This window comes from Cupriavidus sp. 291-E7, from assembly GCF_057798835.1.
In genome coordinates, this window is the sequence record NZ_JBYOJV010000002.1 from 137,382 (window position 1) to 162,289 (window position 24,908).

General features: G+C 65.8%; 25 protein-coding genes, 1 other RNA gene and 1 riboswitch. Of the genes, 14 read left to right on the plus strand and 12 right to left on the minus strand.

What is annotated here, in order from left to right:
- Positions 1-38: 38 nt before the first annotated feature.
- The 4 genes from AC3FLX_RS03550 to AC3FLX_RS03565 all read left to right on the plus strand — a co-directional run bounded on the left by AC3FLX_RS03550 (position 39) and on the right by AC3FLX_RS03565 (position 5,017).
- Positions 39-1,454, plus strand: a complete 1,416-nt coding sequence (locus AC3FLX_RS03550) for a malonyl-CoA decarboxylase domain-containing protein (protein ID WP_488693935.1) — start codon at positions 39-41, stop codon at positions 1,452-1,454.
- A gap of 105 nt (positions 1,455-1,559) precedes the next feature.
- Complete coding sequence (locus AC3FLX_RS03555; RefSeq protein ID WP_488693937.1) at positions 1,560-2,567, plus strand: Bug family tripartite tricarboxylate transporter substrate binding protein; 1,008 nt, start codon at positions 1,560-1,562, stop codon at positions 2,565-2,567.
- Positions 2,567-3,376, plus strand: a complete 810-nt coding sequence (locus AC3FLX_RS03560; RefSeq protein WP_488693938.1) for an enoyl-CoA hydratase/isomerase family protein — start codon at positions 2,567-2,569, stop codon at positions 3,374-3,376. The genes AC3FLX_RS03555 and AC3FLX_RS03560 overlap by 1 nt, the downstream gene beginning before the upstream one ends.
- An 87-nt stretch (positions 3,377-3,463) precedes the next feature.
- A complete protein-coding gene (locus AC3FLX_RS03565; RefSeq protein ID WP_488693940.1) occupies positions 3,464-5,017 on the plus strand; it encodes a malonate--CoA ligase in 1,554 nt (517 codons plus the stop codon).
- Positions 5,018-5,079: 62 nt separating this feature from the next.
- Here the strand turns inward: AC3FLX_RS03565 and AC3FLX_RS03570 are convergent, their stop codons facing one another.
- From AC3FLX_RS03570 to AC3FLX_RS03590, 5 genes are all read right to left on the minus strand, one after another.
- Positions 5,080-5,778 (minus strand): SIMPL domain-containing protein, encoded by a 699-nt coding sequence (locus AC3FLX_RS03570; RefSeq protein WP_488693941.1) that lies wholly within the window; start codon positions 5,776-5,778, stop codon positions 5,080-5,082.
- Between the two features lie 128 nt (positions 5,779-5,906).
- Positions 5,907-6,380 carry an EVE domain-containing protein gene (locus tag AC3FLX_RS03575; RefSeq protein ID WP_488693942.1) on the minus strand — a complete coding sequence of 158 codons (474 nt, stop codon included), beginning with the start codon at positions 6,378-6,380 and terminating at the stop codon, positions 5,907-5,909.
- Positions 6,381-6,456: 76 nt separating this feature from the next.
- Positions 6,457-6,674: non-coding RNA, 6S RNA (gene ssrS, locus AC3FLX_RS03580), on the minus strand.
- A 318-nt stretch (positions 6,675-6,992) separates the two neighbouring features.
- Entirely contained in the window at positions 6,993-7,316 is a 324-nt protein-coding gene (locus AC3FLX_RS03585) for a cell division protein ZapA (protein WP_488693944.1), read from the minus strand.
- On the minus strand, positions 7,313-7,633 hold the full coding sequence (locus AC3FLX_RS03590; RefSeq protein WP_488693946.1) for a hypothetical protein: 321 nt from the start codon (positions 7,631-7,633) through the stop codon (positions 7,313-7,315). Before AC3FLX_RS03590 ends, AC3FLX_RS03585 begins: the two co-directional genes overlap by 4 nt.
- A 205-nt stretch (positions 7,634-7,838) precedes the next feature.
- Positions 7,839-8,146: riboswitch (cobalamin riboswitch) on the plus strand.
- A 75-nt stretch (positions 8,147-8,221) separates the two neighbouring features.
- Here AC3FLX_RS03590 and AC3FLX_RS03595 point away from each other — a divergent pair.
- From AC3FLX_RS03595 to cobC, 7 genes are read left to right on the plus strand one after another with little or no spacing between them, the layout of a single operon-like run.
- The gene (locus AC3FLX_RS03595) at positions 8,222-10,159 is read left to right on the plus strand and encodes a TonB-dependent receptor plug domain-containing protein (RefSeq protein ID WP_488693947.1); all 1,938 of its coding nucleotides are present in this window, start codon (positions 8,222-8,224) and stop codon (positions 10,157-10,159) included.
- 3 nt (positions 10,160-10,162) lie between these two features.
- Positions 10,163-11,170 carry a FecCD family ABC transporter permease gene (locus AC3FLX_RS03600; RefSeq protein WP_488693949.1) on the plus strand — a complete coding sequence of 336 codons (1,008 nt, stop codon included), beginning with the start codon at positions 10,163-10,165 and terminating at the stop codon, positions 11,168-11,170.
- On the plus strand, positions 11,167-11,985 hold the full coding sequence (locus AC3FLX_RS03605) for an ABC transporter ATP-binding protein (protein WP_488693951.1): 819 nt from the start codon (positions 11,167-11,169) through the stop codon (positions 11,983-11,985). Before AC3FLX_RS03600 ends, AC3FLX_RS03605 begins: the two co-directional genes overlap by 4 nt.
- Positions 11,972-12,604, plus strand: a complete 633-nt coding sequence (cobO, locus tag AC3FLX_RS03610; RefSeq protein ID WP_488693953.1) for a cob(I)yrinic acid a,c-diamide adenosyltransferase — start codon at positions 11,972-11,974, stop codon at positions 12,602-12,604. Before AC3FLX_RS03605 ends, cobO begins: the two co-directional genes overlap by 14 nt.
- Before the next feature lie 17 nt (positions 12,605-12,621).
- Complete coding sequence (cobT, locus tag AC3FLX_RS03615) at positions 12,622-13,686, plus strand: nicotinate-nucleotide--dimethylbenzimidazole phosphoribosyltransferase (RefSeq protein ID WP_488693955.1); 1,065 nt, start codon at positions 12,622-12,624, stop codon at positions 13,684-13,686.
- Positions 13,687-13,694: 8 nt separating this feature from the next.
- A complete protein-coding gene (locus AC3FLX_RS03620) occupies positions 13,695-14,480 on the plus strand; it encodes an adenosylcobinamide-GDP ribazoletransferase (RefSeq protein ID WP_488693956.1) in 786 nt (261 codons plus the stop codon).
- Positions 14,465-15,046: an alpha-ribazole phosphatase family protein gene (gene cobC, locus AC3FLX_RS03625; RefSeq protein ID WP_488693958.1), complete on the plus strand. Its 582-nt coding sequence runs from the start codon at positions 14,465-14,467 to the stop codon at positions 15,044-15,046. The genes AC3FLX_RS03620 and cobC overlap by 16 nt, the downstream gene beginning before the upstream one ends.
- On the opposite strand, the gene AC3FLX_RS03630 is transcribed toward cobC, so the two are convergent.
- Genes AC3FLX_RS03630 through cobU form a run of 4 tightly spaced genes read right to left on the minus strand, consistent with a single transcriptional unit; the run spans position 15,043 to position 18,534 of the window.
- Positions 15,043-15,936 carry a cobalamin-binding protein gene (locus AC3FLX_RS03630; protein WP_488693960.1) on the minus strand — a complete coding sequence of 298 codons (894 nt, stop codon included), beginning with the start codon at positions 15,934-15,936 and terminating at the stop codon, positions 15,043-15,045. The genes cobC and AC3FLX_RS03630 overlap by 4 nt on opposite strands.
- Positions 15,937-15,941: 5 nt before the next feature.
- On the minus strand, positions 15,942-16,958 hold the full coding sequence (cobD, locus tag AC3FLX_RS03635; protein WP_488693961.1) for a threonine-phosphate decarboxylase CobD: 1,017 nt from the start codon (positions 16,956-16,958) through the stop codon (positions 15,942-15,944).
- Entirely contained in the window at positions 16,955-17,929 is a 975-nt protein-coding gene (gene cbiB / locus AC3FLX_RS03640; protein WP_488693962.1) for an adenosylcobinamide-phosphate synthase CbiB, read from the minus strand. The genes cobD and cbiB overlap by 4 nt, the downstream gene beginning before the upstream one ends.
- The gene (gene cobU / locus AC3FLX_RS03645; RefSeq protein WP_488694696.1) at positions 17,926-18,534 is read right to left on the minus strand and encodes a bifunctional adenosylcobinamide kinase/adenosylcobinamide-phosphate guanylyltransferase; all 609 of its coding nucleotides are present in this window, start codon (positions 18,532-18,534) and stop codon (positions 17,926-17,928) included. Before cobU ends, cbiB begins: the two co-directional genes overlap by 4 nt.
- A 275-nt stretch (positions 18,535-18,809) precedes the next feature.
- Between cobU and AC3FLX_RS03650 the strand changes: the two genes are divergently transcribed.
- Positions 18,810-20,279, plus strand: coding sequence for a cobyric acid synthase (locus AC3FLX_RS03650; protein WP_488694698.1), 1,470 nt, complete (start codon positions 18,810-18,812; stop codon positions 20,277-20,279).
- A gap of 33 nt (positions 20,280-20,312) precedes the next feature.
- Positions 20,313-20,978 (plus strand): nucleotide-binding protein, encoded by a 666-nt coding sequence (locus tag AC3FLX_RS03655; protein ID WP_488693964.1) that lies wholly within the window; start codon positions 20,313-20,315, stop codon positions 20,976-20,978.
- On the opposite strand, the gene AC3FLX_RS03660 is transcribed toward AC3FLX_RS03655, so the two are convergent.
- Positions 20,953-21,507: a GNAT family N-acetyltransferase gene (locus tag AC3FLX_RS03660; protein ID WP_488693966.1), complete on the minus strand. Its 555-nt coding sequence runs from the start codon at positions 21,505-21,507 to the stop codon at positions 20,953-20,955. The two genes, AC3FLX_RS03655 and AC3FLX_RS03660, sit on opposite strands and share 26 nt — an antisense overlap.
- A 170-nt stretch (positions 21,508-21,677) precedes the next feature.
- On the opposite strand from AC3FLX_RS03660, the gene AC3FLX_RS03665 reads away from it, so the two are divergent.
- A complete protein-coding gene (locus AC3FLX_RS03665) occupies positions 21,678-22,865 on the plus strand; it encodes a PepSY-associated TM helix domain-containing protein (RefSeq protein WP_488693968.1) in 1,188 nt (395 codons plus the stop codon).
- Positions 22,866-22,982: 117 nt separating this feature from the next.
- Here AC3FLX_RS03665 and panC read toward each other — a convergent pair whose 3' ends face one another.
- Both panC and AC3FLX_RS03675 read right to left on the minus strand, forming a co-directional pair.
- On the minus strand, positions 22,983-23,825 hold the full coding sequence (gene panC / locus AC3FLX_RS03670; RefSeq protein WP_488693970.1) for a pantoate--beta-alanine ligase: 843 nt from the start codon (positions 23,823-23,825) through the stop codon (positions 22,983-22,985).
- A 158-nt stretch (positions 23,826-23,983) separates the two neighbouring features.
- Positions 23,984-24,892 (minus strand): segregation and condensation protein A, encoded by a 909-nt coding sequence (locus AC3FLX_RS03675; protein WP_488693972.1) that lies wholly within the window; start codon positions 24,890-24,892, stop codon positions 23,984-23,986.
- Positions 24,893-24,908 lie beyond the last annotated feature (16 nt).

Genomic DNA, 24,908 nt, shown 5'->3' on the forward strand with positions numbered 1-24,908 from the left:
ACAGACCCCATCGCCAACCGACTCCGCAGGACACGAACATGACTGCCCTCGATCCCGCAGACCAACAGAAAGTCAGTGCGCCGCTGGAAGCCGGCGAGCCAGTCAGCGACTCACTGTTCTCGCGTTTTGGCCGGTGGTGGGGCCGCAAGGGCGATGACGCCCGCAAGCCCGCCGCGCCGGATGCGGCGGAGCAGACGCTGTCGACGCGCGCGATCAAGCGTCAGCGCGAGCAACTGCGCCAGTGCTTCGACGCACGGCTGACCGATGGCGCCGCCAACGCGGCTGCGCTGGCCTGGCAGGACGAATACCAGGCCGCGCCGGAGCCACTGCGCCAGGCCATGCTCGGCGTGCTGGCCGAAGTGGCGGCCGGGCGCGATGTGCCAGGCAGCACGGCTGGCGGTGCATCGGGTCTGTCCCAGGCGCTGTCGAATGCGCGCATCCGCTTCTTCAAGCGCTTTGCCGCGCAGCACGGCCAGCGGGGCGACAGTGCCTGCGGCCTGCATTTCCTGATCCAGCTGCGGGCGGACATGCTGCGCTGGCAAAAGCGTATCGCCGGCCTGCGCGATCTCGACGAAGACCTGGAAGCGCTGTTCTCGAACTGGTTCGATGTGGGGCTGCTCGAATTGCAGCCGATTACGTGGGATTCGCCGGCCTCGCTGCTTGAGAAGTTGATCCGGTACGAGGCCGTGCACGAAATTTCGTCGTGGAACGATCTGCGTAACCGGCTCGATTCCGACCGCCGGTGCTATGCGTTCTTTCATCCGCGCATTCCGCGCGAGCCGCTGATTTTCGTGGAAGTGGCGTTCGTGCCCGAGATGGCCGCCAATGTGCAGGCGCTACTCGACGAAGCCGCGCCCCTGGAAGACTTGCGCCGCGTGAAATGGGCCATCTTCTATTCGATCTCGAATACCCAGGCGGGCCTGCGCGGCGTGAGCTTCGGCAACTTCCTGCTCAAGCGCGTGATCGAGGAACTGCAGCGCGAATTCCCCAAGCTCAAGCAGTTCGCCACGCTGTCGCCGATTCCGGGCTTTGCCGACTGGCTGCGCAAGCAGGATGGCGAATCGGTTGCACGCATCCTGGGTGACAAGCGGTTGTCCCGCTGGCGTGAGCGGCATGGCGATGCCCCCGCCGACGGGGCAGCGTGGTTCGGCGCCTTGCCGGCCGATGCGCAGGACCCGGTGATCCAAGATACCGTGCTGACGCTGGTGGCGCATTACCTGGTACGCGAGGGTGCCAAGGGTGTGCCTGCCGATCCGGTTGCGCGCTTCCACCTTGGTAACGGGGCATGTGTCGAGCGCGTGAACTGGGGCGCCGATCTGTCGCGAAAAGGCCGCGCACAGTCGTGCGGGGTGATGGTGAATTATCTTTACGTGCCCGACGCGCTAGATGAAAATCTGGCTCGTCTTGGCGACGGCAATCCCCGCATCAGCCGTGCGGTGGCAAAGCTGCTGTAGCCCTTGGGTCGGGCGCGGACGCCGGGCAATTTTTGTCGGGTGGGTTTGCAGTAGGCAGTACTTCGATTGACTTTCCACGCATTGAGTAGAGAGAGGAGACAGTACATGAGTCGTCAGCGTAGCCTGACCGCGTTCGCGCGCGTCTTTGCAATAGCCGGCCTAGTCGCCGGTGCCGGGGTCGGCCTTTATGCGCCTGCCGCACAGGCGGCCGATCCGTGGCCCAGCAAGCCCGTGACCGTGATCGTGCCGTTCCCGGCCGGCGGCGGTACCGACGCCTTCGCGCGCCCGTTGACGGCGCAGCTTTCCAAGCAGCTTGGCAAGCAGTTCGTGATCGATAACCGTGGCGGCGCCGGCGGTACCGTGGGCGCCAGCCTGGCCGCCAAGGCCGCCCCCGATGGTTACACGATCTTCATCGGCGGCGCGCACCATGCCATCGCGCCGTCGTTCTACAAGAAGCTCGACTACGACATCGAGAAGGACTTCGTACCCATCACAGTGATCGCGCAGCCGCCGCAGGTCATCGTCGTCAATCCGTCGAAGGTGCAGGCCAACACGCTCAAGGAACTGATCGCCTATGCCAAGGCGAATCCGGGCAAGCTCAATTACGCATCGGCCGGCAATGGATCGGCACACCATCTGGCGGGTGAACTGTTCAAGCTGCAGACCCAGACCGACCTCGCGCACGTGCCGTACAAGGGTGCCGGCCCGGCGCTGTCGGACCTGATCGCCGGCCAGGTGGACCTGATGTTCGATGGCCTCGGTTCATCGGCGCAACATATTCGCGCGGGTCGCATCAAGGCGCTGGCCGTGGCATCGAAGACGCGCTCGGCGGCATTCCCGAACGTGCCGACCGCGGCCGAGGCAGGCGTTCCGAACTATGAAGTATCGACCTGGTACGCACTGTGGGCGCCCAAGGGCACGCCGAAGGACATCGTCGACAAGCTCTATGCCGAGACCACCAAGGCACTGAACAGTCCCGAGATGAAGGCCATCTGGCTGCAGAACGGCTCGGAGATTCCGCAGTTCACGCAGGAACAGTTCGCGCAGTTCCAGCGCACCGAGATCAAGCGCTGGGCCGAGGTGGTGCAGCGCTCTGGCGCGAAGATCGACTGATGGGCGGCACGGTCACGTTCGCACGCGCCGGGCAGGTGGTGACGGTCACGCTGTCGCATCCGGGCAAGCTCAACGCCATCTCGACGTCCATGTGGCAGGCACTGGCCACGGGCTTTGCCGCACTGTCCGCCGATGTGGCGGCGGCGACCGATTCAGCATCGCGGGCGCTGCGTTGCGTGGTGGTGCGCGGCGCCGACGGCAATTTTGCCGCCGGGGCCGACATCGCCGAGTTTCCCGAGGTGCGTGGCGATGAAGCCGCGGTCCGCCGCTACCACACCGGAATCATCGCGCCCGCGCTGCAGGCCATTGCCGAATGCCCGCTGCCCACTCTGGCGGCAATCGAGGGCGTGTGCGTGGGTGGTGGCCTCGAAATCGCGTGCAACTGTGACCTGCGCATCGCCGCGGCCGGCAGCCGTTTTGGCGTGCCGATCAACCGGCTTGGTTTTCCGATGGCGCCCGGCGAGCTTCAGGGCCTGCTGGCCCTGACTGGCCGCGCCGTCACACTGGAAATCCTGCTCGAAGGCCGCGTGTTCGACGCCGCCGAGGCCGTCGGCAAGGGCCTGCTGACGCGCGTGGTGCCCGAGGCCGCCCTGCATGACGAGGTGGCCGCGACGGTTCAGCGCCTTTGCGCGGGTGCGCCGCTGGCCGCGCGCATCAATAAGGCGACCATCCGCCGCCTGTCGCCGGCGCCCGCGCCGCTGACCGCGGCGGAGCTGGACGCACACTTCGCCTATGCCGGCAGCCGCGACCATGCCGAGGGCGTGGCCGCATTCCTGGCGCACCGGCCTCCGGATTTCACCGGGGAGTAATATGTCGGCCGGCCAGCTATCATGGCCGGCTGCCCGGGCCTTTCGCCTGCCACCCCCTGGGCATGCCATTCCCTTTCGCTCCGTACCATGAACGCCAATCTGTTCGCCCTGTTCGAATCCCGTTTTCCCGAAGATCGCAGCGCCTGCTGCATCGAGACGCATGACGGCCTGTACTACACGTGGGACGACCTGGACCGCGCCACGGCCAAGATCGCCAATCTGCTGACCGCGCTGAAGCTGCCGGCCGGCGCACGGGTGGCCGTGCAGGTCGAGAAATCCCCGGAGGCGCTGTTCCTGTACCTGGCCACGCTGCGTGCGGGCTATGTGTACCTGCCGTTGAACACCGCGTATCAGGAAGCCGAGATCGACTATTTCATCGGCAATGCGGAGCCGTCGGTGGTGGTCTGCAGCAGCGGCAATTTCGGCTGGGTGTCGAAGGTGGCCTTCGCGCACAACACGGCGCACGTATTCACGCTTGATGAGAACCGCTCGGGGTCGCTGCTGCAACGCGCGGCCGTGCAGCCGGACACGTTCGAGACCGTGCAGCGCGCCGATGACGACCTGGCTGCCATTCTCTACACATCGGGCACCACGGGCCGCAGCAAGGGCGCGATGCTGACCCATCGCAACCTTGCGTCGAACGCGCTCACACTGCATGAATACTGGGGCTGGCGCAGCGACGATGTACTGCTGCACATGCTGCCGATCTTCCACGTGCATGGTCTGTTCGTGGCATCGCATGGCGCGTTGCTGGCCGGTGCCAAGATGATCTGGGCGCCGAAGCTGGATATGGGCCAGATCCTGAAATTCATCCCGCGTTGCACGGTGATGATGGGCGTGCCGACGTACTACGTGCGCATGGTGCAGGAGCCGCGCTTCGACAAGGACCTCTGCAAGAACATGCGTCTGTTCGTATCGGGCTCGGCGCCGCTGCTGCTGGAGACGTTCGACGCCTTCCGCGAGCGCACCGGCCATACGATTCTGGAACGCTACGGCATGAGCGAGACCGTGATGCTGGTGTCGAACCCGTACGACGCGGCGCTGGGCGACCGCATCGGCGGCACCGTGGGCATGCCGCTGCCGGGCGTATCGGTACGCGTGATGAATGCCGAAGGCAATGCCTGCGAGCCGGGCGTGATCGGCAACGTCGAGGTCAAGGGTCCGAACGTGTTCAAGGGCTACTGGCGCATGCCCGAGAAGACGGCTGAGGAATTCACCGCCGATGGCTGGTTCAAGACCGGTGACGTGGGCCGTTTCGGTGGCGCCATCGTCAGCCAGGCCGGCGAGCGTAAGGTGCCGGACGATTACCTGACTATCGTGGGCCGCAGCAAGGACCTGATCATTTCGGGCGGCTACAACGTCTACCCGAAGGAGATCGAGAGCTTTATCGACGAGATGCCCGGTGTGGTGGAATCGGCCGTGATCGGCGTGCCCCATGCCGATTTCGGCGAGGCCGTGGTCGCCGTGGTGGTGCGCAAGCCCGGCGCGGATATCGATGAAGCTGGAATGATCGGCACGCTCAAGGGCCGCATCGCCAACTTCAAGGTGCCCAAGCGCGTGCATGTGGTGGACGAACTGCCGCGCAATACGATGGGCAAGGTGCAGAAGAACGTGCTGCGTCAGCAGTTTGCAGGACTGTGATCGCGGTGTTCGCCTGATCTGCTCCGGTCCCCCGTACCCGGGGGATGGGAGCAAACCAGGAATTACTTCGTCATTTGCACCGACCCATTGACCGACACGGTCACCTGGGTCTTGCCGCCTTCCACCGGAATCGGCGCGCCGGCATCGGCCGACATCGCTTTGGCCGCATACATGCGCGGCATCGGCGGCATCACGCCGCCCGATTCATTGAGCGAAACTTCACGGATCGTATAGCTGCTGTAGCCAAACAGTTTCGTGCTGGCTTGCGCCTTGTCGCGGAACGCGGCCACGGCCTGGCTGGCCAGCTTCTGCTCGGCTGCCTCGTGCGCTTCACGCGACAGCGAGAACGAGATGTGCTGCACCTGCATCTGGTTGGCCAGTTCGCCGGCCAGCTTCGACACTGCCGCGAAGTCCTTTGACTTGAGGATGATTTCCGAGCGACCGCGCCACGTGCTGATCTTGCCGTTGCGGTCCGTGTTCGGATGAATCGTGAAGCCGCCCGACTGTGCTTCCACGCCCGATACGCGCTTGGCCTGGGCCAGCGCCGCCTGCGTGCGTGACGACAGTGCATTGGAAATGGCCGACGGCTCGGGACCTTCCTGCTCGGCTGCCAGCGTCAGTTGCACGACATCGGTTGCCACTTCGGTCACGGCCTGTGCCGACAACGACAGCACGCCCGAGGGCTGCGGCATGGTGACGGTCTGGGCAGCGGCAACGGTAGCGACGGTGCCAAGCAGCGAGGCGGCCAACAGTTTCTTCATATTGTTCTCCGATCAAAGTGATGGCTATCAGATGCCAGGCCGCACATTTCGTTCCATGCGGGCCTGCATGAAGGATCTAACGGGCGAGCGGCTTGATCGGGGTTAAAGCTGGTCTGCGATGGCAGAAACTATTTCATCAGCTTTTCGGTGATGTAGCGCCATTCGGCCGGCGTGACCGGCGTGATCGACAGCCGGTTGCCACGACGCAGCACCACCATGTCGGCCAGGGCATCGTGCTCGCGCAGCGCAGGCAACGGGACCAACGCGCTTTTTTTGATGAAGCGCACGTCCACCAGCGACCAGCGCGGCTCGTCCTGCTTCGAAGCCTTGTCGTAGTAGTCGCTCTTGGGGTCGAACTGCGTGGGGTCGGGGTAGGGCTGCGAGCTGACCTCGGCGAGACCTGCAATGCCCGGCTCGGGGCACGACGAGTGGTAGAACAGCACGCCATCGCCAATGCGCATCTGATCGCGCATGAAATTGCGGGCCTGATAGTTGCGCACGCCGGTCCAGGGCAGCGTGCCCTCACGGGCAAGATCGTCGATGCTGGCTTCGTCCGGCTCGGACTTCATCAGCCAGTACTGGCGCGCGCGCTGTTCAGGCATGAATCGATGACAGGTCAGGAGTTGAAATGAAAAAGGCGGTGGTTCATTGAAACCACCGCCTCTTCATCACTTGAAGGGGGTCCCCGCCTCGGCCGCTGGGTCGGCATCCTGAACCCAAGTGAGGTTCAGAGTGGCTGCGGAAGTCGTATTTCGGGTACATCGCCCACTCAGGGAGTCCAAGCTTGGCCCAGACTATGAATGCGGTAACGCGCTCGCCCATACGACATGATCCCGCACCATGCAATGCATATCGGTTCAAGGAGTTTATGACCCTCACGAACCAGGCAGGGAAACTGTCAAACGTCTGACTTTGGCTCCTGTGCGTGCAACACGCTTGGGATGTCAGACGTTTGCCGTTTCAAACTAGGATGGGATGGAAACGGCGGCCAGGCACGATAACCCGACCATCCAACTGCGTCGGTCGCTCGCGCCGCGCAGTGGCTCCACTATACACCGCGACGTGAGTCATACCAAGCCGGACGTGTCGCGTCGTTACATTTTCCACAACACCCCTCACAATGCTGGCCTGTGCGCGGCACCGGCTTCACATGCACGTGATATGTGGCCATCGCCGCGCAATTCAAGTGCCGCCAGCAGGGTCTTTTTTACGGTTCAGCGTGTACCCACGTGCGCGTACTGGCGCAAGGCCTCGTCGGCGCGCTCGTTGAGTTCGCGGATACGCGCTCGGACAGCGTCCACGGGAATCGTGCCATCCTCTTCCTGTTTGCGGCGGATCGCCAGCAGATCGGAGGCAATGCTGATGGCCGCCATCACGGCCACGCGCTCCACGCCCTTGGCCGCCACGCTGCCCTTGAGCTTGTTCATCTTGTCGTCGACCAGTGCCACTGCCTCCAGCAGCGCGGCCTCGTTATCCGGCGAGATCGCAAAGCGATAGGGCTGGCCGGCGATGTTCACTTCCACTTGCTTGTTGCTCATGCATGTTCTCCGGGGGCTTGCTGCGAACCTTCCGACGTGGCGCGCGCACCTTCGCCAAGCAGGTCGAGCTGACGCGCATCGCTGGCCGTGGGCAGCTTGTCCAGGATGGACTGGATGCGCAACTGGGCTTCCTCGATCTTGATATTGAGCAGCTCGCGGTCGGCCGCCATAGCTTCGCGGTCCGCGCGCAACTGGCCCGCCTCGGCCTGCAGGCGGTCGATCTCCGCGCGCAGCCGCTGGTTTTCCGCCGCCAGGGTGTCCGCGTGATGCAGCACGCGTCCAATCTTGGCGGCCAGTTGTTCGAGTTCGTTGAGCATAGTGCCTGTCGTGTCCGGTAGGAGTAAGGGTCAGGTTTCGGGATTCTAGCCGATGCACGCGCCGGGGCTACCGCCAACGCGCCCGGTGAGACTTGTGTGTCGCACGGAAGTTGCACCGATCTGCGGTGAACGGCGCGATTTCGCGTGTCAACCACGGATATCGGCAACTTGATGCGTCGCATTGACGTCAACTTTGAAACTCCCTACACTCGCGCACGTTCCAGGTGCTCGCGGCCCCCTTACGCAGGGGCCGCAGTTCAACGGGAAACAGGGAGCCGGGGTGCCGTTGCCATATTGGAAGTTGGAAGTGACCAATCTGGAGACAAGCGGAGCAGGCCAACCTGTGCTGCCCCCGCAACGGTAAGCGACCGCGAACATGCTTTGAGAAAGCGTGGCTCGCAGGGCTGGCCCAGCGCCACTGATCCGGATCCGTCAGTCATCTGGCGATCCGATCGGGAAGGCGGCCTGCCTGATGTCGTCAGCCCGGATACCGGCCTGAAGAACGCGGGCGTCCGCTCCAACGCGGCACGCCAATTCGCCATATGGTCCGCGGGGGAACGGACCCGGCCGTTCTCATCCATCCTGCTCATGCGTTCCACGCTATCCAGGTCGACTGTCGCGGCAAGGCCGCCGGTTCGGCTATCCGCGCCCGCCATCATGGCGGCCGTCACCGTATTTTCCGCATCCCATGCTCCGGCCTTCGCGCAATCGGCGCCGGCCGAAGACGCGTCCCAGCCACAGTCGCTGGCGCCAGTGGTGGTTACCGCATCGCGCACCGCGCAACGCGTGACCGAGGCGCTGCCGCACACTACCGTGGTGACTCAGGAGGACATCGTCAATTCCCAGGCGCCGGATCTGCGCTCGCTGCTGCGCGGCCAGGCCGGGGTCGAGTTCGCCGTCAACGGCGGCATGGGGGCCAACACGTCGCTGTTCATGCGCGGCGCCAACTCGAACCAGGTGCTGATCCTGATCGATGGCGTGCGCGTTGCCGGTGTGAGCGGCGGCACGGCACAGATTGCCAACATCCTGCCCGATCAGATCGACCATATCGAGGTGGTGCGCGGCAACGTGTCGGCGTTGTACGGTTCGGATGCGATTGGCGGCGTGGTGCAGATCTTCACCAAGAACGGCGTGGGGCAGGCCCCGGCGGCCAATGCGCAGGTCGAGTACGGCAGTAACAACACACGCCAGGGCACGGTGGGCTACGGCGGCCAGATCGGCGATACGTCGTTCAATATCACCGGCTCGATGTTCAAGACCGATGGCTTTTCGTCGATCAACTATAACCAGTGGGCCGCCGCGAACGCCGCCGCGGTCCGGCGTGGCAATGGTCCGAACCCGAACGACAATCCCTACGAGAACAAGAGTGTTTCGGGCCAGGTGCGGCACAAGCTCACGCAGGACTGGGACGCCGGTTTTGCGGCGTACTACTCGAACAGCCAGCTGTCGTATGACAGCACCAGCGGCAAGCCGACTGACAATTTCACGATGGACAGCGAGCTCTACACGCTGTCGGCGTTCGTCAACGGCAAGGTGACATCGGCCTGGACCACGCACTTCAAGATTTCGCAGAGCGAAGACCGCAGCGAGGGCCGCAAGAACGGTCTGTTCGACAGCCTGTTCAGCACGCGCAACCGCCAGTTCAACTGGCAGAACGAATACGCGCTGACGCCCGACCACAAGCTGCTGTTCGGCACCGACTGGCTGCAGCAGACGCTGGCGTCCAGTTCGTACAACGCCCCGTCGCGCAATGTGTTCTCGGTCTATGGCGGCTATGAAGGCCGCATCGGCCAGCACCAGTTGCAGTTGAACGGACGCAACGACCACTATTCCGATTTCGGCAACCAGGGCAGTTTCTTTGCCGGCTACGGCTTCAACGTGACCGAGCAGGTCAAGCTGATCGCCAACGTCAGCAACGCCTTCCGCGCGCCGACGTTCAACGAACTCTATTTCCCCGGCTTCGGCCAGCCGAACCTGCAGCCCGAGCGTGCCAAGTCTGCCGAGGCGGGCGTGCAGGTCGATACCGCCAGTGCCGGCCTGCTGCGCGTGACGGCATTCGAAACGCGCTATGACGATCTGATCGTATCCACGGCGGTGGGCAGTGGCGTGTTTCTGGCGCAGAACGTGAACAAGGCCAAGGTGCAGGGTATCGAGGCATCGTGGCGTGCCACCGTCTGGGGCACCGATCTTGGCGCCAACGTGACCTTCCAGAATCCCGTCGATGAGTCCAGCAACACGCAACTGCTGCGCCGTGCGCGGCGCCATGCGTCGTTCGATGTCGGCCGCAACTTCGGCAACTGGCGTTTCGGCGGGGAATGGTTGATCTCGTCGTCGCGCCTGGACAACAGTGGCCGCACGCTGGGCGGATACGGTATCTTGAACCTCAACGCCCGTTACAACATCGACAAGCAATGGTTCGTGGCCGCCCGGGTGGAAAACTTGTTCGATAAGAACTACATGCTCGCCTTCCCGTACAACACGCAGGGTCGGGCCGGGTTCATCACGTTGGGATGGAGGCAGAAATAACCCATGACTGAGCTGCGGCGCGCGCTGGCCGTATGGACTGTCCTGGCTCTGGCCGGGGTGGCCGTGTTCGCGCTGTCGCTGGCCGCCGGCAGCGTGTCGCTGGACGCCGCGCAGCTCTGGCAGGCGCTGACCGGCGCGGATACGGGCACGGCCGGCGCCATCGTGCGCGAACTGCGCCTGCCGCGCGCGGCGGCGGCGTTCGCATGCGGCGGACTGCTGGCCTTGTCGGGCGCGCTGATGCAGGTGCTGCTGCGCAATCCGCTTGCCGAACCGTACGTGCTGGGTGTGTCCGGTGGCGCGTCCACGGGCGCGCTTCTGGCGATGCTGATGTCGCTGCCGGTGTGGATGGTGCAGACCGGCGCGGCCGGTGGCGCGCTCTGTTCGATGCTGCTGGTGGCCACGCTGGCGCGGCGCGATCTGCTGCATCCGCAGGTCCAGGGCGGGCATCACGAAGCCGGCGCGCGACTGCTGCTCACGGGTGTGATCCTGGCCGCGGGTTGGGGCGCGCTGATCATGTTGATCCTTGCCATCGCCCCGGAGTCGCGCCTGCGCGGCATGCTGTTCTGGCTCACCGGAGACCTTGGTGGCACGGCCAGCTATGGCTGGGCACTGGCGACGCTGATCGCGGCGCTGCTGCTGGCGATGCCGATGGCACGCTCGCTGAACGTGATGCTGCTTGGCGAGACCGTGGCGCAATCGCTGGGCGTGCGCGTGGGCCGCGTGCGGCTGGCCACTTTCCTGATTGCCTCGTTTTCGATTGCCGCCGCGATCACCACAGCCGGTTCGATCGGTTTCGTCGGCCTGGTGGTGCCGCATATGGTGCGGCTGGCGTGGGGCAACGATCAGCGCCAGTTGCTGCCGGCGGCGGTGCTGCTGGGCGGAACGCTGCTGATGGCGGCGGACCTGATCGCGCGAACGGTGATCGCCCCGGCGCAATTGCCGGTGGGTGTCATCACGGCCTTGCTCGGCGTGCCGACCTTTCTTTACCTGCTGCTGCGGAGGCCGCGATGAGCGCCTGGTTCGAACCGCTGGCCACGTGTCCGCTGCTCGCCTTGCGCGATGTCCGGCTGCAAGCGGGCCGTCGCGTGTTGCTCGACGGGCTGTCGCTGTCGATCGAGGCCGGTCAGCTCTGGTGCATCGTCGGACCGAACGGCGTGGGCAAGTCGACGCTGATGGGCGTGCTGACCGGCCTGCGCGCGTCCGATGGCGGCATGGTCGAGGTCGGCGGCACGGCCATCGGACAAATTGCCCCGGCTACGCTGGCCCGGCAGCGTGCCTATCTGCCACAGGCCGTGCATGACACGTTCTCGATGATGGTCGAGGATGCCGTGCGCATCGGCCGTCATCCGCATATGAGCGGCTGGGGCTGGGGGCAGCGCGACGACGATCGCATCGTGCGCGATGTGATGGCCGAACTTGACCTCGATGGACTTGCCGCACGCGACGTCCTGACGCTATCCGGCGGCGAACGCCAGCGCGTATCGCTGGCCGCCGTGCTGGCGCAGCAGGCGCCGCTGCTGATGCTGGACGAACCGGTCTCGCACCTGGACATGCGACACCAGATCATGGTGCTCGACGTGCTGCGCCGCCTGACCGGTGCGGGACGCCACGCCGCGGTGGTGATCCTGCATGACCTGACCCTCGCGCGCCGCTATGCCAGCCATGCGCTGCTGATGGCCGAAGACGGCCACGCGCTGCATGGTCCGGCGCACGAGGTATTGACTCCCGCGCAGTGCTCGCGAGCGCTGCGCACGCCGATTATCAGCATCAGCGACGGCACGCATACCGCGCTGATCCCGGACGGAAATCCCCATGAGCAACGTTGAACACACAGATAATCCCGACGATGGGCGCGACGAACGCCACAAGGCGCGCATGGCGCGCAAGAAGGAAGTCGTCGATGCGAAGATCGCGGCCGCGCAGACCGAACGCGGCGTGATCGTGATCACCACGGGCAATGGCAAGGGCAAGTCCAGCTCGGGCTTTGGCATGGTGGTGCGATCGATGGGGCATGGCATGCGCACGGGCGTGGTTCAGTTCATCAAGGGCGCCATCCCCAGCGGCGAGGAAATGTTCCTGCAGCGCTTTCCCGATCAATGCGAATTCCACGTGATGGGCGAGGGCTATACCTGGGAAACCCAGGACCGCTCGCGCGACGTGGCCAAGGCCGAAGCCGCGTGGGAAGTGGCGCGCCGCATGCTGCGCGATCCGTCGATTGGCCTGGTCCTGCTCGACGAGCTGAACATCGCGCTGAAACTGCACTATCTTGATGTCGACACCGTGATCGCGGATCTGCGTGCGCGCCCCGCGATGCAGCATGTGGTCATCACCGGACGCGGCGCGCCGCCCGCGCTGGTGGAGGCGGCCGACACGGTCACCGACATGACGCCGGTTAAACACGCGTTCCAACAGGGCATCAAGGCCCAGCGTGGTGTAGAGATGTAGGAATTCGCAGAAGACTCATGACCCATATTTCCGAATTTGCCCTGACCCTGCCGCCGGTCGCGCCGCTCGACGAATCGCTGCGCGCGGTGCTGCAGGCCGCCATCGATGACAAGACCAAGCCACCCGGTTCGCTGGGCCGGCTGGAGTCGCTGGCCATGCAGATCGGCCTCATCCGGGGTGAACCCGTGCCCGATCTCAACCGCCCGGCCATCATCGTGTTTGCGGGCGACCACGGCGTGGCCGACGCGGGCGTCAGCGCGTTTCCGGCCGAAGTGACCGCGCAGATGGTGCTGAACTTCCTCAACGGCGGGGCAGCCATCAACGTGTTCACGCGGCTGCATGGGCTGGCGCTTGAAGTGGTCGACGTGGGCGTGCGCGCGCCGTTGCCCGCATCGCCGGCCCTGGTGAATTGCCGTGTGGCCAATGGCACGCGCAATTTTGTCGAACAGCCAGCCATGACGCCGCAAGAGGCAGGGGCGGCGATCAATGCGGGTATTGCCCGGGTGCTGCGGCACGCGCAGCAGGGCACCAACGTGATCGGCTTTGGCGAAATGGGCATCGCCAATACGTCGGCGGCCGCGTGTGTGATGAGCCGGCTGACCGGTTTGCCGCTGGAAGCCTGCACCGGGCGCGGCACCGGCCTGGATGACGCCGGCGTGGCCCGCAAGCGCGAGATTCTGGCGCGGGCGCTGGCTAGGCATCCCGACGTGACGGCTCCGCTCGACGTGCTGGCCACGTTCGGCGGTTTCGAGATCGCGGCCATGACCGGTGCCTATCTGGCGGCAGCGGCCAGCCGTATGGTGATCCTGGTCGATGGTTTCATTGCATCCGCGGCGCTGCTGGTTGCCGCGCGCATCGATCCGAACGTGTTGCAGTACTGCGTGTTCTCGCATTGCTCGCACGAGCAGGGCCACCGTGCGTTGCTGGCCGAGTTCAAGGCCGAGCCGCTGCTGGCGCTGGACCTGCGCCTGGGCGAGGGCACCGGCGCCGCGCTGGCGTGGCCGCTGGTGGCATCCGCCGCCGCCTTCCTGCGTGAAATGGCGACGTTCAGCGGTGCGGGCGTCAGCAACACATCGGCATAGCATCGGGCATGGGCAGCGTGGCTGACGAACTTCGTTTCTTCCTGACCGCCGTGGGCTATTTCACGCGCGTGCCCATGCCGCAGCGGCTGGCGAACTGGGTGGGATTCGCGCCGCACTATCTGAATGCCGCTGCGCGCTACTTTCCGCTGGTGGGCCTGCTGGTGGGCCTGGCTGGCGCCGTGGTGACCGGGCTGGCCTGGCAGTTCTGGTCGCTGTCGGTGTCCATCGTGCTGGGCATGGCGGCCACCCTGATGCTGACGGGCGCGTTCCACGAAGACGGGCTGGCGGACTGCGTGGATGCGTTTGGCGGCGGCTATCGGCCCGAAGACGTGCTGGCGATCATGCACGATTCGCGCGTCGGCGCATTCGGTGCCATCGCGATCGTCGTGGCGCTGCTGCTGAAATGGCAGTTGCTGGTATCGGTGGAAGATCGCGGCGGTGCCGAGATGCTGCTTGCGATACTGATCGCCGCGCATGGCGCCAGCCGCGCGATGGCCATCACGTTCCTGGCCACGCATGACTATGTACGCGCCGAAGGCAAGGCCAAGCCCGTGGCGCAGCGGCTGGAAACAAAGAGCCTGCTGTTTGCGCTGGCATGTGGCGTCCTGCCGCTGCTGTGGATCTCGCCGCTGTTCGCGGTGATCGTGGTCCTGGTGCTGGCAGGCGTGCGTGCCGCGCTGGGCGCCTACTTCGTCCGCCGTATCGGCGGCTATACCGGCGACTGCCTGGGCATGGCGCAGCAGCTTGCGGAACTGTCGATCTACCTCGTGGCGGCCGCATGGAAGTGGTACTGATCCGCCACGCCAAGCCCGAGGTGGCAGCGGGCGTCTGCTATGGCAGTCTCGATCTGGCGCTGGCTCAACCCGTGACGCCGGTGCCTGCGCAAATCGCAGCGGCGCTGCCGCTGCCGCACCGAATCGTGATCAGTCCGGCGCAGCGCGCACGGGACACCGCGGCACGGCTACGGGCGTGCATGCCCGATCCACCCGCTTGCGAAGTGGAACCACGCCTGCGCGAGATGGACTTCGGTGCATGGGAGGGGCAGCGCTGGGATGCGATTCCGCGCGATGCGCTGGACCTCTGGGCGGCCGACCTGATGGGGGCACGGCCGCATGGCGGCGAGAGTCCGGCGCAGGTCATGGCGCGTGTCGGCGAGTGGGCCGATGCGCTCGACGTCAACGCTGATGAACGGCTATGGGTCGTCACGCACGCAGGGCCAATGCGCATGCTGGCCGCGCACTGGCTGGGGCTGACGCTGGCGCAGACGCTGCAGTGGTCACTGGAGTTTGGCGCGACGTGCAGGTTCCGGCTGGGCGACGGACCGGCGCGGATGAGCTGGTGGAATCGCGTGGCGGACTAGTTCTTGCGCCGCGATCGCGCGATCTCCAGATCCTTGCAGATCTCGGTCGCGCCTTGCACCACGCGCGGTCCGGCGCGGTTGACGAGGTCGCCGTCGATGATGAACAGGTTGTTGCGCGCCACGGCGGTGACCTGCTTCCATTTTTCCCACATCGAAAAATCGGCCAATGGCTTGTCCGGGCGCGTGGCGCCCATGCCGGCGGTCAGCATGGCTTCAGGATTGCCGGCGATCACGGCTTCCACCGACACCGTCGGCACCAGCGGTGCTTCTTTCGCGAACAGGTTGCGGCCGCCGCACAGCGTCAGCAGATCGCTGACCAGGTGTTGCCCGTTCAGCGTCATCAGCGGTTGCTGCCAGACCTGGTAGAACACCGTCACGGGCGGACGGCTGGCGTAGGTCTTGCGCAGCGTTTCCACCTGCTGGCGGAAATCGCTGGCGGCCCGGTTGGCCACGGTCTCCGTGCCCATCAACGCGCCAAGCTTTTCCAGATTCTCGGGAATCGCTTCGAGCTTGCGCGGCTCGCTGTAGAACAGCGGCATGCCCAGCGCGCGCAGCCGGTCCGTCTGTTTCTGGGCGTTGCCGTGGCGCCAGACGACGATCAGGTCGGGCTTCAGTGCCGCAATGCGTTCCAGATCCAGCGCCTTGTTGTCGCCCACACGCGGGATGTCGCGCGCCTGCGGCGGATAGTCGCTGTAGCTCACCGTGCCGACGATGCGCTCGCCGCCGCCCGCCGCGTAGATCATCTCGGTCACATGCGGCGCCAGCGAGACAATGCGCCGCGCGGGCTGGTTCAGCGTGACGGTCTGGCCCGCATCGTCGACAACGGAGACAGCGGCGTGGACACAGGGGCTGGCAAGCAGCGCCGCGGCGAGCAGAAGATTGGCCTTCATCGGATTCAGGAGAGGATGGTTTTCAGTGCGGCCGCCAGGGCCGCATCGAGCCGCTGCCACGCCGTTTCGTCGTCGGGAGGCAGGCCAAGGCGCAGGCTGGCCGGACAGGCGCCAGCGGCTTCGAACAACCGCGTCCAGATGCCTTGCCGCGCCAGCGCTTCATGCAGCGCTGGCGCGCGCTTGTCCGGTATCCAGCTGAACAGCGGTTGCGAGACGGACGGCAGGCCGTGATCGCGCAGCAGCGTTGCCAGGCGCTGGCCTTGCCGGGTCAGCGATTCTCTTGTCCGTGCCTGCCAGGCCGTATCGCAGAGGGCGTGCCGGGCCACGGCACGCGCGGGTCCGGATACGGTCCAGTGGCCCAGCCGGTGTGACAGGGTATCCAGCAGAGCGGGTGCGGCCAGCACGAAACCGCAGCGGATACCCGCCAGCCCGTAGAACTTGCCGATCGAACGCAGCACCACCAGCCCTGGGCGCCCGGCATGCGCGGCCAGCGATGGGGCGGCGGTGGCGTCGATGAATGCTTCGTCGACGATCAGCGTGCTCAGCCGCGCGTGCCAGCGCAGCAGCGTCTCGGCTGGAATCAGCCGCGCCGTTGGATTGTTCGGATTGACCACGACAAGGTGATCGAGGCCATCGGGCAGGTCGTCGCGCGAGAAGTCCGCCTCATCGAGTGGCACGACCGTATGACCCGCGAGCGCGAACGCAGGCGCATATTCGCTGTAACCGAGCGCGGCAATGCCCACGCGCCCCGGTTGCAGCAATGTGGGCAGCGTGCGGATGGCGGCCTGCGATCCGGCTACCGGCAGCGCGTGCGGTGCGCCATAGGCGCGCGCGGCGATTTCCGCCAGGCCGTCGTCGTCCTGCGGTAGCCGCTGCCAAACATCCGCGGGTAGCGCCGGCACGGGATAGCCCGCGGGATTGATGCCGGTCGACAGGTCGAGCCAGTCTTCCACCGGGCGCTCATAGCGCCTCACGGCGGCCAGCAGGTTGCCGCCATGCCGGATCGGTGCGACGTCGCTCATGCCGGCCACACCAACGACGCCATCGAAACCAGCGGCACGCTCAGCATTGCCACGCCGAGCCACAGCCACAATGTTCGTTGCACGAGCCGCAAGCAGGCTCGCACGTGCGCGGCGCGCGGCGCGTCGCCCGTGCCCAGCGGCGGGCGTTCTTCCCATTCGCCGTGGTAGCGCGCGCCGCCCCCAAGTGCCACACCAACCGCGCCGGCGCCAGCCGCCATCACGGGGCCAGCATTCGGGCTCGACCACGCGGCGGCCTGCATCCGCCAGCAGCGCAGCGCCTGGGCGGTAGCGCCGAGCAGCGCATAGGAGAGGGCGGTGAGCCGTGCCGGCACAAGGTTGAGCACATCGTCGATGCGCGCCGCCGCCCAGCCGAACATTTCCCAGCGCGGCGTGCGGTAGCCCCACATCGCGTCAAGCGTATTGGCCAGCCTGAATACGATCACGGCTGGCGCGCCGCCGATCAGAAACCAGAACAGCGCGCCGAAGATCGCATCGTTGCCGTTTTCGAGTGCCGATTCGCAGGCGGCGCGTGCCAGGGCCTCGGCATCGGCATCGGCCGTGTCACGCGAAACGATGCGGGCGGTCAGCGTGCGAGCGGCGGGCAGGTCGTTGCGCGCCAGCGCGTCGGCAATCGGCGCGATATGTTGGGTCAGGCTGCACGCGCCCAGCGCGAAGTAGAGCGCCGCCGCATGCATCGCCCAGGCCAGCGCCGGATGCACCGCGCCGGCCAGGGTGACCAGCCACGCCGCCAGGGCGGCAGGTCCGAGCACGGCGACCGACCACGCCAGCAGACCCGCCAGGCGCTGGCGGCGTGCATCGCGTTCGGGACGATTGAGGGCGTTGGCCACGGCCGAGGCGATGCGGCCGAACCCGACCAGCGGATGCCAGCGGCGCGGCTCGCCAAGCCAGCGGTCCAGCAGCACGCCGGCAAGTGCTGCCGCCACGCAGGCCGGCCAGGACAACATGATCATCGCGTGTGGTTCGGTCGGGGAGGGGACGGGTCCTTGATCGCCACCGGGATGCCGGCTACCAGGAGCCGCACGCGGTCTGCGGCGGCGGCCAGCTTCTGATTCAGGCGGCCGAGTTCGTCGACGTAGAACCGTGTGATGGCACCCATCGGCACCACGCCGAAGCCGATTTCATTCGACACAAGGATGACTTGGCCCGGCAACATCGGCAGCGCGGTCATCAGTGCATCGATTTCCTCGGTAAAGGCGGGCGGCGGCGTGATGACGCCGTGCTCGGGGTAGCTGCGATGTTCGCCGAAGATCAGGTTGTTGAGCCACAGCGTCACGCAGTCCACCAGGATGCAGCCATCATGGCGGGCGTGCGCGTAAAGGGCGTCGGCCAGGTGAACCGGCTCTTCCACCAGCGCCCAGTCCGCCGGACGGCGGGCCCGATGCAGCGCGATGCGGACTTCCATTTCCTCGTCGGCGGGCTCGGCATCGTGGCGCGCCGTGGCGATGTAGGTGACCGGGCCGCGCGTCAGGGCGGCGTGATCGCTGGCCAGTTGTTCGGCGAAATGGCTCTTGCCCGAGCGCGCGCCGCCAAGCACCAGTGTCAGCTCGCGCGGCACGGCTGTGCTGGCCTGCGGTTGCGCGGTGGTCTCGGTCGCCGGATCGGCGTCCGTGGCCGCGCCTGCCGAAGCCGGCTCGGAGGTGGCCGAGAGATTGAGCGCCCGAGGCGTGGCGTGGGTCTTCATCCGGCGTATTGTAGCCGTGGCATCCGGTGCCCGCATGCATGGTTTTTGCAGAACGGCGCCGCCCGTGCGGTACCTGCTGCGATAATCGCGCGATGCGAAACGATCCCCCACCCTTTCCGTTTGCGGCGCGTGCCCTGCGCGGCACCCTGATGGTCCAGGGCACCACCTCCGATGCGGGCAAGAGCACCGTGGTGGCCGGCCTGTGCCGCGTGCTGGCTCGCGCTGGCGTGCCGGTGGCACCGTTCAAGCCGCAGAACATGGCGCTGAACAGCGCGGTCACCGTCGACGGTGGCGAAATCGGACGCGCGCAGGCGCTGCAGGCCCAGGCGGCCGGGCTGCAGCCCCACACGGACATGAATCCCGTGCTGCTCAAGCCCAGCAGCGATATTGGCGCGCAGGTCATCATCCACGGCCGCGCGCGCATGGACCTCGATGCGCGCGCCTATCACGCCTACAAGCCGCAGGCGATGGCCGCCGTGCTGGAAAGCCACGACCGCCTCAAACAGGCGTACGGCGTGGTGCTGGTGGAAGGCGCGGGCAGCCCCGCCGAAGTGAACCTGCGGGACCGCGATATTGCGAACATGGGTTTTGCCGAGCGGGTCGATTGTCCTGTCGTGCTGGTGGCCGATATCGATCGCGGCGGTGTGTTCGCGCATCTGGTCGGCACGCTCGACTGCCTGTCCGAAAGCGAGCGTGCACGCATAAAAGGTTTCATCATCAACCGGTTTCGCGGTGATATCGCGCTGCTGCAACCGGGGCTGGACTGGCTGACCGAACGCACCGGCAAGCCGGTGTTTGGCGTGCTGCCCTACCTGCACGGCCTTCATCTCGATGCCGAGGATGCCATCGCGAGCGCGCAGGTAGCCAGCCGCGAAGGTGAGGCGCTGCGCGTGATCGTACCGGTGCTGCCGCGGATTTCGAACCACACCGATTTCGATGCGCTGCGCGCGCATCCGGACGTCGATCTGCAGTTCATCGGCCCGGGCATGCCGATACCGCCCGCGGACCTCGTGATCTTGCCGGGCAGCAAGAGCGTGCGTGCCGATCTGGCGTTCCTGCGCGCCAATGGCTGGGACCGCGCGCTGCTGCGGCATCTGCGCTATGGCGGCAAGCTGATGGGTATCTGCGGCGGTATGCAGATGCTGGGGCGATGCATTCATGATCCCGACGGCCGGGAAGGACCGGCCGGGACCAGCGAGGGGCTGGGCCTGCTCGATTTCGAAACCACGCTGGCACCCGAGAAACAGCTGCGGCGCGTGACCGGGCAACTGGCGGCCAATGGGGCGGCCGACGGCGCGACTGTCGAGGGTTACGAGATCCACCTTGGTGTCACACAAGGGCCGGCGCTCGCGCGTCCGGCGCTGTGGCTCGCCGACAACGGCAGCGGCCAGCGCCCCGATGGTGCCGTATCGGATGACAACCAGGTGCTGGCCACCTACGTGCATGGCCTGTTCGACCAGCCCGCGGCCTGCGGCGCGCTGCTGCGCTGGGCCGGACTCGCCCAGGCCAACGGGGTGGACCTCGACGCGCTGCGAGAGGCGTCGATCGACCGGCTGGCCGGCAGCATGGCGGAGCACCTGGACCTCAGGGCGATGTTCGCGCCGCTGGAGGTTCGCTAGAATCGACCATCCGCTGGATATCGGAGCACTTTCATGCCGGTAGTCGTGATCGCCAACCCCAAGGGCGGCGTGGGCAAGACCACGCTGGCCACCAACCTGGCCGGATATTTCGCCAGCCGCGGCCATGCCGTGATGCTCGGCGACACCGACCGCCAGCAGTCGTCGCGCGCGTGGCTGGGCCTGCGCCCGGCTTCCGCCGCGCCGATCCGCACCTGGGATATCGACGCCGGCAACATTGCCCGTCCGCCAAAGGGCACCACGCACGTGGTGCTCGACACGCCAGCCGGCCTGCACGGCAAGCGTCACGCCGAGGTCATGAAGCTGGCGCACCGCGTGGTGGTGCCGCTGCAACCGTCGATGTTCGACATCCTGGCCACGCAGGACTTTCTGGCGAACCTGGCTGACGACAAGCAAGTGCGGCACGGCGAGGTCACCGTCGGGGTGATCGGCATGCGCGTGGACATGCGCACGCGCGCCGCCGAACAACTGCAACGTTTCGTAGAGGGCCTGGGGCTACCTGTGCTGGGCTACCTGCGCGATACGCAGAACTACGTCCAGCTGGCCGCTCACGGCCTGACGCTGTGGGATGTGGCGCCGTCACGCGTGGCGCGCGACTGGGAGCAATGGCAGCCGATCCTGCACTGGCTTGACGGCCGGCATGCCAGCCACGGACCTAAGGACCCGGCGCCAGCCGGCTGACCAGCGCATCGACGTCTTCCCAGGTGATGCGCCGCACGGCCACCATCAGGTCGGTGCCCGGAAACGGGTCGTTGAAGCTGTCCGATTCCGTGCCGCCCAGGCGCCGGTAAAACTCGCGCGCCTGCGAATTTCCGTCCAGCACGTACAGAAATAGCGGCTTCCCCGGCCACTGGCTGGCCACGCGCGTGGCGCAGTACGCCATCAGCGTCTTGCCGTAGCCACGGCCGTGGTATTCCTGCATCACATGAAGGTTGTCCAGGTAGATGCCGTAGCCGGGTTCGGCCAACGGCATCAGGCATGCAAAGCCGGCCGGCTGCCCGTTGACGCGCAGGATCATGGCTTCCAGCGGCGCCTCGGCGCCTTCAAGCATGCGCGCGCGCCAGGTGGTCAGCCGTTCGGCCGGTGCGTGGGTGTCCAGGTATTCGGCGGGAATCAGTCCGGCATAGGCATGGCGCCAGCTGTCCGCATGCATGGCGGCAAGCAGGTCGGCATCGCCCGGCGAGGCGGGAACCAGTTCAATCAAAGGCATGGCAGGGGGCACCAGACGAGGGGATTGGATGGGTGCGTCTCCGATCTTAACTTCACGCTGCTAGAATTGCGAATTCCTCGCATTTGCATTTGCGCGTTGCCGCACAGATGCGATGCCGAGTGCCCCTGAAGCATGCGGCAAGTGCCACATCCTCTATAAGAAAGACTCACATGGTCTCCGGTCGTATCCGCACCGTTCTAGTCAAACTGCATCTCTATATCGGCCTGGTCTTTGGCTTGCTGTTCATCATGATGGGCCTGACCGGCACACTGATTTCATGGCGCGATGACATCGACAAGTGGCTGAATCCAGACCTGCTGGTCAGTGTGTCGGCCACCCGCATCCCGGTGGGCGCGGCCACGGTGGAATCGGTGACGGCCAAACTGATGGTAGATCCGAACTACGGCAAGCCCAACCTGCTCATGCTGCCAATCGACGAGCATGACGTGTTCATCGCCTACTACCCGATCAAGGGCGACCAGGCCGCGCCCGGCCGCTCGCGCCAGGTCATGATCGATCCGATCACGCTGGCCGTGAAGGGCGAGCGCCTGTTTGGCGTGCCAGGGATGTCGCGCCAGCAGATCATGCCCACGCTGTTCCACCTGCACCGCTATCTGTGGTCGGGCGACACGGGCAAGACCATCATCGGCATCACCGGGATGGTGCTGTTCTTCACGGTGCTGATGGGCGTGGCCCTGTGGTGGCCCAAGATGCGGCTGCGCGCGTGGAAGCAGTCGATCCGCATCACGCACGGCGGATCATGGTCGCGCTTCGTCTATACGTTCCATCGCGCAGGCGGGATTTTCGTGGCGCCGGTGCTGGCCACCATCGCGTTTTCGGGCTGGTACCTGAACCTGCCGAAGTGGGTGACGCCGATCATCAGCACGGTCATGACCGTCAGCCCGCCGGCCAAGCACCAGTCCGACACGCCGCCGGCCGGCGCCCACGCCATCACGCCTGCCCAGGCCATGACGGCGGCGCAGCAGCAGTTTCCCGGTGCGCAGGTCACCCGTATCAGCCTGCCACGCAAGCCGGGCGATGCCTATGAGATCCGTTTGCGTCAGGAGGGTGAGCTGCAGGAAGGCAGCGGCGCCACGCGGCTCTGGCTCGATGCCTATACCGGCCGTCCGCTCGGCGCGCGCGATCCGCGCGACGCCCAGTCTGGCGATGCGTTCATCCTCTGGCTGTTTCCGCTTCATACCGGCGAGGCGTTCGGTACCTACGGCCGCGTGTTTATCACGGCGTTCGGCCTGATGCCGCTGGCGTTCGCGGTGACCGGTGTGCTGATCTGGTGGAAGCGCCGCAGCGGCCACAAGCGGCACCTGGAGCGGGAGCGGGCGCGGCTGAAGCGGGCGTGATACGAGACGGGGCGGGGCAGGTATTTCCAGACGCGACAGTCTGAATTTGTACCGCCCGGCCCTCTGCCCCAACCCCTCTCCCGCGTGGCGGGCGAGGGGAGGCGGCAAGGGGGATGCTCAGATTTCGAGGTTGTCGATCAGGCGGGTATTGCCGAGCTTGGCGGCCGACAGCACCACCAGCGGCTCGCCAGCGGCGAATTCCTCGCGCGTGGGCGCCTGGAGGTTGTCGCGCTTGCGGATCGATACATAGTCGGGCTTCCAGCCCCGCGCCTGCAATCGGCCCAGCGCATCGGCCTCGACCTTCAGCAGATCCACGTTGCCATTGGCCAGCACGGAGTCTCGCACCTCGTGCAGCGTCTTGTAGAGGATCGGCGCTTCCTTGCGCTCCGCCTCGGCGAGATAGCGATTGCGCGACGACAGCGCCAGGCCGTCCTCGGCTCGCACGGTTTCGGCCGGGATGATATCGACGGGCAGTGCGAACTGCTGGGCCATGCGGCGCACGATCATCAGCTGCTGGTAATCCTTCTTGCCGAACACGGCCACGCGCGGCTGCACGCAGCAGAACAGCTTCATGACCACGGTGCAGACGCCCTTGAAGAAGCCCGGGCGGAACTCGCCTTCGAGGATGTCACCCAGGTCGTGCGGCGGGTCCACGCGATATTCCTGCGGCACGGGATACATGTCCGACTCGGTCGGGGCAAACAGCACGTACACGCCTTCACTCTGCAGTTTCTCGATATCGTCCTGCAGCGTGCGCGGGTACTTGTCGAAATCCTCGTTCGGGCCGAACTGCAGTCGATTGACGAAGATCGACGCCACCACCGGGTCGCCATGCTGGCGCGCCAGCCGCATCAGCGACAGGTGGCCTTCATGCAGGTTTCCCATAGTGGGGACAAAGGCCACGCGATTCTGGCCGCGCAACTGGTCCCGCAACGCCTGGATGGAAGAAATGACTTTCATGAATGTGGTGTGCCGTCGTGGTTGGAGCGTGCCGCTGGCTGGCAGCTGGCGTACCGGACTCTAGGGGGAAGACATTGGCCGGCTGTCGGCGGATTGTAGAGCATCCGTGCCGGTTCAGGCCCGGCGCGCGCCGGGAATCGTTCCGCGAGGTGGAAGGATCAGGCCGGCGTGTACGCCAATCGCACATAAATCGGTGCGAATGGCTCTGCCTGGGTGATTTCAACCAGCGCTTCGCGCGACAGCTCGAGCATGGCGATGAAGTTCACCACCACCACGGGCACGCCCTTGCCAGAACGGATCGCGTCTTCGAACAGCTCGCTGAATTCCATGAACCGGGCGTGCTGCAGGCGGCGCAGGATCTGGCTCATGTGTTCCCGCACGGAGAGTTCCTCGCGGGAGATCTTGTGGTGCTGGTTGAGCTTGGCACGCTTGAGCACGTCGGCCCAGGCCGATTGCAGGTCGATCGTTTCCACGTCCGGGAAACGCGGTGCCATGCTCTGCTCGATATAGACCTGCGAGCGCAGGAAATCGCGGCCCAGCTGCGGCACGGTGTCCAGGCGCTGGGCGGCCAGTTTCATCTGCTCGTATTCGAGCAGGCGACGTACCAGTTCGGCACGCGGGTCTTCGGCTTCTTCGTCGCTGTCGGCCTTCTTGACCGGCAACAACATCCGCGACTTGATCTCGATAAGCATCGCGGCCATCAGCAGGTACTCGGCAGCGAGTTCCAGATTGCGCTGGCGGATCTGGTCGACGTACGAAAGATACTGGCGGGTCACCTGGGCCATCGGAATGTCCAGGACGTTGAAGTTCTGCTTGCGGATCAGGTACAGCAGCAGATCGAGCGGGCCTTCGAACGCTTCGAGGAAGATTTCGAGTGCATCGGGCGGGATGTACAGGTCCTGCGGCAGCTTGAACAGCGGCTCGCCGTACAGGCGGGCGAAGGCCATGCCGTCGACCATGTCGGCGGGATTGGCGCTGCCGGCGCCAGGCTGGGGCACGCTGGGCAGCTCGACGGGCAGGGTCAGCTTTTCCTGCGCGCCGGTGTCCAGCGGATCGCTCGGATGCATCGGGGACGGGTCTGGA